Consider the following 12,928-nt stretch of genomic DNA (forward strand, 5'->3'; position numbering starts at 1 on the left):
CTGTACGGCGGATGATGTGAGCGCAGATTCTACGACCATGAACGCGACCATCGTGGACCACACGATGCTGACCGCCCTGCTGCTCGTCGCGCAGCATCACGGCGTCCATCTCTCGCGAGAGCAGCTGGTGCGGACCTATGCCTCGGGGGAGGAGGAGGTCAACCGCGCCGTCCTGGTGCATGCGGCTGAGGAAAAGGGCTTCCAGGCCCGGGCGGTCCGCATGAATTGGCGGCAGCTGATGCGCCTGGGGCGGGCGGTTCCGGCCATCCTGTGCCTGAAGGATGGCAGCGCGTTGGTGCTGAACGGCGTGTCGCCCAGTGTCTCCCCGCCCGTCGCCTACGTCCGCGATCCAGCTGCGGCCAACCAGGTTCGTCCGTTGGACGAGATCGCCCTCGACGAGATCTGGGCGGGCGACATTATCCTGGTGAAGCCCAAGAATACCGAGGAGGAGGAGCAGGGCCTATTCGGTCTGCGGTGGCTTATCGGTGAGATTTTGCGTGAGCGCCGTATCTTCCGCGACGTCGGTGTCGCCGCCTTGATCATGAGTATTTTTGCGCTTGTGCCACCGCTGGTTTATATGATCGTCGTCGATCGTATCCTTGTGCACCAGCGCATGTCCACGCTGGTCGTTCTGGCTGTCGCCGTGGCGTTTATCGTGGTCTTCGATACCATTTTCGGTTGGCTACGGCGTTACCTTATCGCCGAAGGATCCGCCCGTGTGGATGGGCGTCTTACGGCGTTCATCTACGACCGGCTGCTGGGCTTGCCGATCGAGGTTTTCGAATCGCTGCCCACGGGGCTCATCACCCACCGTCTGAACGAGATGTGGCGCATTCGCAATTTCCTGACGGGACAGCTGTTCGGCACGGCCTTGGACACCCTGACCTTGTTCCTGCTGATCCCCGCCATGTTTTTCATGAACGCGATCCTCAGCCTGTGGGTTCTTGGCATCGCTTGCTTGATGTTCCTCGTGGTTTTGCTCTACATGCCGACGATTGGCCGCTATCATTCGAAGGTCGTCGATGCCGAGACCCGTAAGAATTCGTTCCTGATCGAGACCGTTCACGGCATGCGGACCGTGAAGTCCTTGGCTCTGGAAGGCAGCAAGCGGCGCGGTTGGGACGCGCGGGGGGCTTTGGCCGTGCGGGCCAACCGCAATCTGGCGATGATCGCCAACCAGCCTCAGACGATATTGCAGCCCCTTGAGAAGTTGACTTACGCCGGCACCCTGCTGCTCGGCAGCTATATGGCCCTGTCGACGGACCAGTCGGCGCTGGCGGGGTCGCTCGTGGCCTTCACCATGCTGGCTGGCCGCGCCACCCAGCCGCTGGTGCAGATCGCCGGCATGCTGCAGCAGGTGCAGGAAGTGCGCGGCGCCGTGGGGCAGGTCGCCTCCATCGTCAACATCCCGCCGGAGGAACTGCGCGCCGATCATGGCCTGCGCCCCCGGTTCCGTGGCCATATCAGCTTCGAGGATGTCAGCTTCCGCTACTCGGGCGCCCAGAATAAGGCGCTGGACCGCGTGACCGTTGATATCCCCAAGGGTAGCGTGGTGGGCGTCATGGGGCGTAGCGGTTCGGGCAAGACCACGCTGACCCGACTGTTGCAGGGCCTGCACCAGGACTATGACGGGCTGATCAAGATCGATGGCGTCGATCTGCGGCAGATGGATATCTCCCATCTACGGTCCAGCTTGGGCGTGGTCTTGCAGGACAATTTCCTGTTCAGCGGCACCGTGCGTGAGAACATCGCCGCCGCTCGGGCGGACGCCTCGTTCGAGGAAATCATTGAAGCCGCGCGCATGGCCGGCGCCGAGGAGTTCATCGAGCGCCTGCCACGCGGCTATGACACCTTCCTGGCCGAGGGCTCAACCAACATCTCGGGCGGCCAACGTCAGCGCATCGCCATCGCCCGGGCGCTGCTGGTCAATCCGCCCATCCTGATATTGGACGAAGCCACCAGCGCACTGGATCCCGAAAGCGAAGCGATCATCAACAACAACCTGACGCGCATCTCCGACGGCCGCACCATGGTGGTCATTTCCCATCGCCTGACCTCGCTGGTCACGTGCGATGTGATCGTGGTGATGGAGCGCGGGCGGGTTTACGACGTCGGCACCCATGAAGAATTGCTCCAGCGGTGCGATATCTATCGCCACCTCTGGTTCCAGCAGAATCGCCATCAAAACTCCGGAGTTCCCAATGAGCGCGCGCTCTCTGGTCCCGACACGCGGGACTGACGCCGTCGTCTCCCAAGCGATCAACGACTTCCAGTCCGAGATTGCCGCCGTCGTGGGGGCCCCGTATCCCAGGCCGGTCCGGAGCACGCTGTACACGCTGTCCGCCATGGTGGCCGTCGGCTTGGTCCTGATTTCCGTGGTCAAGCTGGATGAGGTCGTGACGGCCCCTGGCAAGGTGGTGTCGCGCACGCCCAGCATGGTTGTCCAGCCGCTCGACACCTCCGTCGTGCGCGCCATCCTGGTGCGGCCTGGGCAGGAGGTGAAGAAGGGCGACCTGCTGGTGACGCTCGACCCGACCTTCACGACCGCCGACGCGTCGCAACTGCGTCAGCAAGTGGCGTCGCTGACGGCCGAGGTTGCCCGCCTGGAGGCGGAGCAGGCGAGGGGGGTCTACGATCCCGGCGATAACGCTTCCACCCAGGCGTTGCTGCAACTGTCGGTCTGGCGGTCGCGGCAGGCGGAATACAAGGCCAAGCTGGCGAACTATGATCAGAAGATCGAGTCCGCGCAGTCCACGATGGTGCGCAGCCAGCGCGACATGGAATACTTCAAGTCCCGCGTCGCCGTGACCGCGGAAATCGAGGACATGCGCTCCAGGTTGGAGAAGAAGGAATATGGCAGCCGCCTGAACACCCTGTTGGCCCAGGATAACCGCACCGAAATGATGCGCAACCTGGCCAGCGCGGAACAGCAGGCGCGCTCCGCCGCCCACGATCTGGAGGCGATCCGTTCCGAGCGGGAGTCCTTCCTGCATCAGTGGCAGGCCGATCTGGCGACCGACCTCTCGACCAAGCGGACCGACCTTCAGAAGGCCAGCGACGACCTGGCCAAGGCGGAAAGGCGCAGTGATCTGGTCGAGATGCGCGCCCTGGACGATGGTTCGGTCTTGAGCGTGAACCCGGACATCTCCGTCGGCTCCGTGGCCAAGACCGGCGACATGTTGGTCACGCTTGTGCCGGCCAACGCGCCGCTTGAGGCGGAAGTCGACGTTGACGGCGCAGACCAGGGGCACATCAAGCTGGGCGACAAGGTCGAGATTAAGCTCGACGCCTACCGCTTCGTCGAACATGGCACGGCCAAGGGTATCCTGCGCAGTGTCAGTGACGACAGCTTCACCCGCCAGGACAATGGACAGCCCACCCAGCGCCGCTTTTTCAAGGGGCGTATCGAGATCACGGAGGTCAATCTGCGTGACGTGGCTGGCGGGGTGCACCTGGTTCCGGGTATGCCCCTGAGTGCGGACATCATGGTGGGCAGGCGCACCATCCTGATGTACATGATGGAATCCGTGCTGCGTCATGCGTCCGAGGGGATGCGCGAGCCTTGACGGGCATCATGAGAACCCTTCGGCCGCGTGAGAGGGCGCGTTCGGTGACATGACGCTGATAGACCGGGCATTGACGTGGCGTCCAGGGCGAGGGACCGCGGCGTGGTCATTGGCGGTGGCGCGTCGGCTGGCCGCACGGGGAGACGCGGTCGGGGCCGCCCGGGCGTTGGTGTCCGCCGCCCGGGCGGGCTCCGCCGTCGCCATGCGGGACTTGGCAGAGGTGTTGCAGCGGGGCCAAGGCGTCTTGCCTGATCCCGCGGCGGCACTCCGTTGGAATACCGCCGCGGCGGAGGCTGGGGATGCCGAGGCCCAAAGTCGGCTGGCGGCCCTTTACGCCAATGGCGTGGGCAAGCCGCCGGGTGAGGAGGATGACCGGCCCCGCGACGCCTTCTACTTGCCTCAGGATCTGGCTGTGGCCCGAATCTGGGCGGAAAAAGCGGCGCGGCAAGGCCATGTCGAAGCCCAGGTCCTGCTGGGATGGTTGTTATCTCGGCGCAGTGGTGACGATGGGGACCCGCAGGCTGCGGCCGATTGGTACCGGCGGGCAGCAGATGCCGGCAGTCACGCCGCCAAGGTGGGGCTGGCGCTTATCCTGGCGAGCGGAGATCTGGGCGAACCCGATCCCGTGGGGGCCTTGCGTTTGCACGAGGAAGCGGCGGCCGTTGGCAATCCCACCGCTCTATATTATATGGCCATGGCCTACCTTACTGGTCAGGGCGCGGATCGGGATCCGGAGCGCGGTCTTCTGGCGCTGAGGCGGTCTGCTGATGCCCAAGTGGTCGCGGCCCAGCGGGCGCTGGGCGTCATGTACATGCGCGGCCAGGATGTGGTCGCCGACGGGGCCGCCGCGGAGACTTGGCTGCGCCGGGCCGCTTTGCGCGGGGACGTGGAATCCATGGCCCTGCTGGGCGACCTGCACGCCGGCCGGCAGGCCCGCTCCCCCAGCGATATCGAAGCGGCGCAGTGGTACCAGGGGGCGGCCGACCGGGGCCATGCCGGGTCGCAGATGGCCCTGGGCCTAGCCTACATCGCCGGGCGCGGTCTGCCCAAGGACCCGTTCGAGGCCGTCCGATGGTTCGGCAAGGCGGCCGAGAGCGGTTTCGCCCCGGCCAATTTCCGTTTGGGGCTATGCCATCTCGGCGGTGAAGGCGTGCCGCAGGATTACGCCAGGGCCGGGCACTATTTCCGTTTGGCCGGGGAGGCTGGCCATGCGGATTCACTCTATAATTTGGGGGTCTTGCACTATCACGGCTATGGCCTGGAGAAGAGCGAGGAGCAGGCGATGCTCCTGTACTGCCAGGCTGCGGAAAGGGGAAGCGCCTCCGCCCAGTTCCGCATCGGTCGCGCCCACGCCACCGGCAGTGGCCTGCCCCACGATCCCGGGGCCGCGTTGAAATGGACGCGCCTGGCGGCGGAACAGGGCCACATCCCCGGCCAAGTCAATCTGGCCCGCATGCTGTTGGGGGCGGGTGACGGCTATGTCGTCGAGGCCAGGGAGTGGTTGAGCAAAGCCGCCGCTGCCGGTAGTGGTGAGGCCATGAGCACCATGGCTGAGCTGATCGCCAGTAATGACGGTCCCGAGGCGGTCGAGGAAGCTCTGTCCTGGGCGCGCCGGGCGGCCGAGGCTGGCGATCCCCGCGCCCCCCAGGTGGTGGAAACGCTCCAGGCGCGGGCCTTTCAAGGTATCGTAAGATAGAAGCGATCGGTTCAGGTTCAAGCGATGAACCGATCGCATGGCCGAAGGCTGGCCAGGCACGGGGGAGTGATGTCCTGTCCGGCGTCGCCGTCAGTCTCGGCTCGCGGGTGATCCGATCGCCGGATCGGTGACGGCCGGCCAGTCACCATCGGCGCGTCCCGCCAGACGGCGCTGGAAGCTGGGCATGGCGGCGCTGGTGATGACCAGGTCATACCAGCCCCCTGTCGGGCGGAGCGGCCATCGCATGGCGCCGCCTTCCGGGCCGGGTGTCCACGGCTTGTGGGGGCCAACATAGGCGCCGGGGGTGACGGTCACGGTGGTGCCGGCCGCCACGGTCACGCGCATCGCGTCGCCGTCAACCTTCCAGGTGATGGCAGCCGTGGGCGCCCCGCTGCCGGCGAAGGCGCGATGGAAGCCGTTGGGGGCCCGTACCCACAGATCATAGAGGCCTTCGGGACCCGCCAGCCGCCATTCGCCCGTCAAGCTGCGTCCCGCCTCAACCGTGTAGCGGCGCGGCGCGGCGTCCAGCCGCAGGCGGTCATAGACGTGGAACACGGCCCCCTGTCCCGCCCCGGCCGAGAAATCGAGACGGATGGTGCCTGCGGCCGCGTCGACATGGTCGGCGACCTCCAGCGCGTAACGCAGCCGCCGCGACGGCCGCGTCCCCGGCTCCTGCGTGGGATGCGGCGGCGCAACCGGGGCCTCGGGCACGACCTGGCCGACGATGGCGCGGGCGCGGTCGCGCGCGGGCACCGTATCCGGCAGCGCCGTCGGCCGCGTGTTGGGAGTCTTGAAGTCGAAGGCCGATAACAGATCGCCGCACACGGCGCGCCGCCAGGGGGAAATGTTGGGCTCCATCACGCCGAAGCGGCGCTCCATGAAGCGGATGATGGAGGTGTGGTCGGCGACCTCGGAATGGACCCAGCCGCCTCGCGACCAGGGCGAGAGCACATACAGTGGGACGCGCGGCCCCAGCCCGTAGGGGCGTCCGCGCAGCGCCAGGTCGTCGCCATCGGCTCCCGGGGCGGCAAGGCGATGATAGTCGTCTTCCGTCGACACGGTGCTGGCGCCAGCGAAGCCGCCGGTGGCGTCTGGATCGGGGGAAGGGGGTGCGGGGGGCGGGACGTGGTCGAAAAAGCCATCGTTTTCGTCAAAGGTGACGAACAGCACCGTGCGTGCCCACACCTTGGGGTTGGCGGTCAGGGCGTCGATCACCTGGGCGGTATAGGCGGCCCCCTGCGCCGGGCTGGACGGCCCCGGATGCTCCGACCCCTCGGCCGTTCCCACCACCCACGAGATTTGTGGAAGCCGATCGGCCAGGACGTCCTCGCGCAGTTTGTCCAGCGCCCGGGTGGACAAGCCCTTCTCGCGCAGCACGGCGCGCGACCCCGGGTCGCCGCGATAGGCCGCGCGATATTGGAGGAAGTTGGCGAGGGGATTGTCGCCGAAATTGTCCTCCATGTCCTGGTAGTGGCCCCAGCTGACGCCCGCCGCTTCCAGACGCTCCGGATAGGTGGTCCAGGAGAAGCGGGGCACGCTGGCACCATCGGGCTTCTTCAAATCGTCATCGGGGTTGTCGATCGCCGGGCCGCCGCCGCGCCCGTGCGGATCGTTGGTGCCCGTCCACAGGAACAGCCGGTTGGTATTGGTGCCGGTGTGCATGGCGCAATGATAGGCGTCGCAGATCGTGAACGCCTCGGCCATGGCGAATTGGAAGGGAATGTCCTCCCGCGTGTAGTAGCCGAGGGCGCGCTGGGTCTTGGCTTCGGGCCAATGCGCCATGCGGCCGTTGTCCCAGGCGGCCTGGGCGTTGGCCCACTGGTGTGGTGTGCCCTGCATGCGCATCAGCTCGAAATGCGCTTTTGTCGACAGGTGGAAGGGGTTGACGATGCGGGGATGCGGGTCGGTGCCGTCACGCTGGTCCCATACGGTCAAGGGCCGTCCGTCGACGGCTGGCGGCACGGGGATGGGGAAGCGGTCGCCGAAGCCGCAGACACCGGAAAGGGTACCGAAATAGTGGTCGAAGCCACGGTTTTCCTGCATCAGCACGACGATGTGGGCGACATCCTCGATGGTGCCGGTGCGCACATCGGCGGGGATGGCGGCGGCGCGGGCCAGGGCCGGCGGCAGGCCGGCAAGGGCGACACCGCCCAGGGCATGGCGGAGCAGCGAACGGCGATCGATCATGATAGTCAGCTTTCAGGCCGGAGGAGGGCGCGTTACCGGGTAACGACCAGCTTGTCGGTCAGCGTCTTCAGCGGGCACAGCTCGGCGCAGCCGGGCAGGGGCAGGACGGCGCTCCACGGTGGGGTCTCCAGGCTCAGGGGTGCCAGGGTACGGACCTGGTCCGGCGTCTGGGCCACATAGGCGACGCGGACCAGGGACTGGCCGCCAGCGTCGCGCCACACCTCCAGCCGCAGGCCGCCGCCCACGGGCGGGTCGTCCACGCCATAGCCCCGCGCCTGGAAATGCACGCCCAGCAGGCCGGTGATGGCGGCGATGTTGTCGTCATGGCCGACCAGCAGGGTGACCGGCGGCTGATCGGCGCGCGTCAGGGCGTCAGCCAAGCGCGGGGCCAGGGCCACGGCCTTGCGCGGCGCCATATAGGCGTTTCGGGCGAAGACGTCGAACTGCAGGCCGTGCAGGCGGGAGATACGCGCCAGGGCGTCGCGGAGATCCGGGCCCGTCCCCAAACGCCCCCAGGCGACCTGTTCCACCGGCATGCCTTCCAGATACTGCAAAATGAAAATCTGCGCGGCGCCGGCGGTCTGGGCGACCGGTCCCCGCAGGTCGACTCCCCGGTTATCGGCGCTGGGGGTGATGGTGGTGGGCAGATGCGCCAGGTCGCAGGCTGGCGCCGTCCGGTCGCAACCCAGGCCGCGCGCCGTCAGGGCTATGGCGGGCGCCAGCGCTGTCGGCGCGTTGCGCACGTCGCTCATTTCCGGCTCCATCGCCGCCACGGCGGCGGCGGCATCGACGGTGGCGGCGCCGGCCTCGAACGGATCGAACAAGGGGTCCAGCGTGCCTGGCGGCTTGTGGCCCACGGCCAGGGAACAGTTGGGGGCCAGGCCCTGCGCCATCGCCTCGCCCGTGCGGATGGTGCGTTCCGCCGAGTTGGTCCAGATCGCCACCCGGCCGTCCGCCGGGCAGCCCGTGGAAGGCAGCAGGCCGTTGGCCGCCAGCCATTGGCGCTGATAGGCGCCCATCAGGGTCGCCGCGGCGGCGCCATGGAGGGTCAGGTGGCTGGGCACCACCGGCCACGCCGGCCAATCGCCCTGGGCCAACCCGGGCGCGGCCTCGGTGTCCAGCGGCGCCCGAACGCCGTGGCGGACCAGCATCACCACCCGTTCCAGCCGCAACGCCTGACCGGTGGGGGAGCGGGGAACGGCGGTCGCGTCGGTGGGCGCGGCCGGGGTTCCCATGGCTGGGGTTCCCATGGCAAGGGGCGCGGCGATCAGCAGAACGCTGGTCAGGGCGAGGGGGATCAGGCGGCGGGTCACGGTATGGGCATCTTTCCAGTAGCGGAACATTAGAACACGCCTTGGGCGCGCATGGGGATGAGGGCTTGGGCCACGGCTTCCAAGCCGCCCCGGGCCGCCAGCGATTGTATTCGGGCGGCGCCCAGGCGGCTCAGCACCGGATGGCGATAGCTCCAAGCGTATTGGGCGGGATTGGCGGTATCGATGCCGAAGCGGGGCGCCAACTGGCGCAGCAGCGCATCGGCATCCTCGATCGCCGGCTCGGCATAGACCCAGTTGTGGTCGGACTGGGCATGGATCAGGCAGGCGGACCACCAGCGCGGAACGGCGGTCGCCATCGGCTCCGCCCCGGCGGCGAGGCCCGGAAGGGTCAGGCCGCCGGATGGCGCCGTCGCCAGATAGCCGGCCGCCACCGGGTCCACCCGGGCGATGATGGCGGCGGCGCGCAGCCAATGGACCAGGCGATCAGGCCGGCCCCGCTCTGGCGCCTGGTGCGCGCAAGCTTGGACGATGATCAGATCCGCCGGCAGGCGCCGAGCCATGGCTTCCGCCAGGCCCAGGATGTGATGCGCGCCGGTACGGAAGTCGCCCGCGTCCCCGTGGCCGCCCAGGGATATCTCCGGCGGCAGCCCGCCATCCGGCCGCCATACGAACAGCAAGGCTTTGGCCCAGTCATGCCACAGGGGGGCGGCGGTGATCAGGTCGTCCTGGCCGTCCAGGTCAGCGCCATCCAGGGTGCGATAGGCGGCGGCGAAGTCGCGGGCGCTTTGGGCATTGAAGGCCTCATGCACGGCCAGCCCGCCCGGCCAGGAGTGATGGCTGCCGGCATTGCCCCCGGGTGCCGCGGCGAGGGGCTGGGGCAGGTGGGGGCAGGGGCCGCCGTCGCCGGGCAGGGCCGGGAAGAGGCCGGCGATCAAGCCCTCCGGCGTATCTGCGGGGTCGGCCAGGCCCTCGGCCACCAGGCGGTCGGCGATAGCCTGGCGATCCGCATCGGTCAGGTGGGCGCGATGGGCCACGCAGGTGGCCGGATTGAACAGCGCGTCTGCCGTCGCCGCCTTGAGGGCGGGGTCGTGTAGGGTGTCCACGTCCGCGCGCAGACGGGCCAGCGCCTCCCGGGTGAGGGGTGAGGCGGCGGCCAGGGCGGCGGGATCGGCGGGGGCGGCCGCCTGGGCAGGCCAGGTCAGCAACAGGGCGGCGGCCAGGCCGAGGATCCGGGGCATCATAAGGCCTGCTGTAGGCTGAGTTGGTAGCTGCGGCCGGCGCTGATGGTCTGCACCACGGCATCACCATGGCGGCCAACGCTGGTGCGATAGGCCAGGGCGTCGCCCAGGTTGCGCACCGTCAGGCGGGCGCTCAATCCGCTACCGACGTCATAGCCGGCGCTGAGGTCCAGGCGCCGGGTCGGGTGCACCCAGGTGTCGAGCGCGCTGCCCGCCATGGTCGTTCCGCCTCCGGAAACAAAGGCCGTGCCGTAGGATTGGACGTAATCGTCGGCCCAGCGGTAGTCCAAGGCCAGATGGATGGCATCCCGGTCGTAGCGCAGCTGCACGCCGGCCAGCCAGCGGGGCGCGTATTGCACCCGTTCCACCGCATCCAGGTCGGCGTTGTTGAGGCACACGGAGGTCGTTTCCCAGCTGAGGGTGCCGGCCAACCGGAAGTGCCGCAGGCTGTCCGCCAGGGGCGCCAGCCCCTGGTCCAGCGTCAGTTCCGCGCCTGTCAGCCGCGCGGTGCCGCCGTTGGTGGGGATGCTGAGGCGCACCTGGGCGTCGCTGGTGGCGGCCCCGGTCGCCAGGCTGCCGCCGGCGTCGTACAGGTAGTTCTTCAGCCGCTTGTGGAAGAGGGCCAGTTCCAGGCGCCCATCATCCCCGGCTTCCGTCCCCGGCCATGTCCAGGCGCCGGACAGGTCGAAATTCAGGCCGTCAACGGCCTTCAGGTCGGGATTGCCGCGCGTGAGGGTCACCACCCCGTCGCTGTCCTGCGTGGCGGTGGCGTTGCCCGCCAGCTGATAGGGAGAGGGCGCGGTCTGGCTGGTCCAGATCGCGGCGCGGTAGGTGGCGTGGTCATCCGGCCGCCAGCGGGCCAGCATGCGCGGCAGCAGGGCGGTGAACTGGCTGGTGCTGTCGTTCCAGCCGTAATTGACGCCCCCTGCCGGCAGGCCATTGTTGCCCGACAGCCAGTAGCGGTTGGTCAGGTCGGAGAACTCAGCCCGGAATCCCGGCAGCAGTTCCAATTCATCCCAGGCCAGCCGCGTCTGGGCATAAGCGGCCACCGTGCGCTCCCCCCCGCTCAGGGTGTTGCCGTTCCAGGCGTCGGCCGTCCACCGGGCGGTCGTGTCGCGCTGCCGGTACAGTTGCGCCAGCCGGTCGGCGTCGACCAGCGGGAAGGTGAAATCATAGATCCCCGCCAATGGGGCGGTCAGGGTACCGGCGCGCAGGCCCACCGCCGACAGGTCGGCGAGGGTGATGCCGGCGTCAACCGCCCCCCGCCCGCCCACCAGCTGGCCTTCCTGGTCGCGGCGGTAGCTGTCGCGCTGGCTGTCGGTGATCTTGACGCCCGCCTCCAGCGTGGCGTCGGGGGCGATGGCCAGCTTTCCGTCCAGGGCCCCTCCCAGCCTGTCCTGCCGGCTGGACAGGCTGGTGATCTGGCCCCGGTTGGACACCGGCAGGCCGTCCACGCCATCGGCCAGCGCCAGGGCCGCCGCCGGCCCCGTCACCACGGGGTAGCCGTTCTGGTGACCCAGGGTCAGCCCCTGGGCCACGGTGGTGGTCGCCGGGTTCCAGAACGACATCTCGATGTGCTGGGGCCGGCCGTTCTCCCCCCAGGTGTAGAACAGCCGGGGCGACAGGGTCAGGGCGCCGGCATGCCAGTCGGCACCCACTTGCGCCGTGCCCAGCGTGGCGGTGTCGGGGTTGGTCTCGAACCAGTAGTGCACCTGGGTCTTGACGCTACGGGTCTCATAGAGGCCGTTGCCCAGCGCGACACGGGTGATGAAGCTGGGATCCCGTCCGCCCTGGAAACCCATCTGGTAGACCTCCTGATCGGTGTCGGCGGTGGCCACCGTGACATGGGCGAAGGCGCGGAAGGTGTCATTGGGCTGCCAGTCGCCCGCCAGGCTGCCGCCCCAGCGCCGTGTCTCCCCTTCCGAATATTGCACGTTCAGCGAGGTGGCCAGCAGGTTGCGGGCGGGGTCCATACCCGCCGGCGTCCGCCCGTTGGCGTCGGTCAGGCGGTATTCGAACTGGGTGGACTGGTAGGACTGCTCCACGCTGGCGAAGCGGTTGCGGCCGTAATAGCCGGTGACCGCCAGGCCCAGGCTGTTGTCCCGGCCCAGCTGCCGGGCGATGTCGACGGTGGCGAGGCCGCCGCCGGATGACCGCCCCAAGGTGGCGGAGCGTTCGTCCAGGTTGCCCTGGAGCAGCAGGCGGGTGTGCGCGCCCCCTTCCAGGGCCGAGGCCAGGCGGAGGTCGAACTGGCCGGCGGTGGCGTCGCCGTCGTCGCGCGCGTCCGGCGTCTTGGTCAGTTCCACCCCGTCCATGGCCAGGGGCGGCAGCAGGCTCAGCTGCACGGCCCGGCTATAGGGCATGCTCTGCGCCACCGACACGCCATCCAGGCGGGTGACGGCGTAGGCGCTGTCCAGCCCGCGCACGGCGGCGAATTGGCCTTCACCCCGCGCCGCCCGGTCGATGCCGCCCAAATCCCCTTGCAGGGAGGTCACCAGCACGTTGACCCCGGCCAGGCGGCCTAGGCTCTCCGCCAGGGTGCGGTCCGCCCGTTCCCGCAGGTCGTCCGTCGTCAGGCTGTCGATCAGGCCGGTGGTGGCGATGGCGGTTGGCGGCACGCCCCGGTAGGGCGCGCTCACGATCAGCACCTCCGGTAGCGGCCCCCCGACCGTGGCCACGGAAGGGGGGGGCGCGCGTTCCAGCTCGATGGCGCCGCCGTCACCCAGGCGATAGCGCAGGTGGCAGCCGCCGATCAGGCGGGACAGCGCCGTCTCGAAATCACTGATGCCCGTCAGCGGGGCGGCGCGGCAGCCGCGCACCAGTTCCGGCCGGAACAGGACGTCACGGCCGGATTGACGGGCCAGTTCCAGCAGGGCGGCGCCCAAGGGCTGTTCCGCGATGCTGAACGCCGGTCCCGCCGCCGCCCCACCCGCCGTCAGGCAGGGCAGCAGGGCGCAGGACGCCAAC

At 68.7% G+C, this 12,928-nt stretch carries 7 protein-coding genes; 3 read left to right on the forward strand and 4 right to left on the reverse strand.

Translation table 11 applies throughout. The features are described from left to right. Positions 1-37: 37 nt before the first annotated feature. The 3 genes from FHS74_RS06345 to FHS74_RS06355 all read left to right on the forward strand — a co-directional run bounded on the left by FHS74_RS06345 (position 38) and on the right by FHS74_RS06355 (position 5,262). On the forward strand, positions 38-2,239 hold the full coding sequence (locus tag FHS74_RS06345) for a peptidase domain-containing ABC transporter (RefSeq protein ID WP_184798613.1): 2,202 nt from the start codon (positions 38-40) through the stop codon (positions 2,237-2,239). After that, positions 2,202-3,566, forward strand: coding sequence for an HlyD family type I secretion periplasmic adaptor subunit (locus tag FHS74_RS06350; protein ID WP_211106148.1), 1,365 nt, complete (start codon positions 2,202-2,204; stop codon positions 3,564-3,566). The genes FHS74_RS06345 and FHS74_RS06350 overlap by 38 nt, the downstream gene beginning before the upstream one ends. 115 nt (positions 3,567-3,681) lie before the next feature. Further along, a complete protein-coding gene (locus FHS74_RS06355; RefSeq protein ID WP_184798615.1) occupies positions 3,682-5,262 on the forward strand; it encodes an SEL1-like repeat protein in 1,581 nt (526 codons plus the stop codon). A gap of 90 nt (positions 5,263-5,352) precedes the next feature. On the opposite strand, the gene FHS74_RS06360 is transcribed toward FHS74_RS06355, so the two are convergent. Genes FHS74_RS06360 through FHS74_RS06375 form a run of 4 tightly spaced genes read right to left on the reverse strand, consistent with a single transcriptional unit; the run spans position 5,353 to position 12,927 of the window. Beyond that, positions 5,353-7,449: a phosphocholine-specific phospholipase C gene (locus FHS74_RS06360; protein WP_184798617.1), complete on the reverse strand. Its 2,097-nt coding sequence runs from the start codon at positions 7,447-7,449 to the stop codon at positions 5,353-5,355. Positions 7,450-7,481: 32 nt separating this feature from the next. After that, complete coding sequence (locus tag FHS74_RS06365; RefSeq protein WP_184798619.1) at positions 7,482-8,762, reverse strand: histidine-type phosphatase; 1,281 nt, start codon at positions 8,760-8,762, stop codon at positions 7,482-7,484. A gap of 29 nt (positions 8,763-8,791) precedes the next feature. Next, entirely contained in the window at positions 8,792-9,961 is a 1,170-nt protein-coding gene (locus tag FHS74_RS06370; RefSeq protein WP_184798621.1) for a hypothetical protein, read from the reverse strand. Then, positions 9,961-12,927, reverse strand: coding sequence for a TonB-dependent receptor (locus tag FHS74_RS06375; protein WP_184798623.1), 2,967 nt, complete (start codon positions 12,925-12,927; stop codon positions 9,961-9,963). The genes FHS74_RS06370 and FHS74_RS06375 overlap by 1 nt, the downstream gene beginning before the upstream one ends. Between the last annotated feature and the right edge of the window lies 1 nt (position 12,928).

Origin of the sequence: Nitrospirillum iridis (genome assembly GCF_014205765.1) — a bacterium.
In the GTDB taxonomy this organism is placed as follows: Bacteria; Pseudomonadota; Alphaproteobacteria; order Azospirillales; family Azospirillaceae; genus Nitrospirillum; species Nitrospirillum iridis.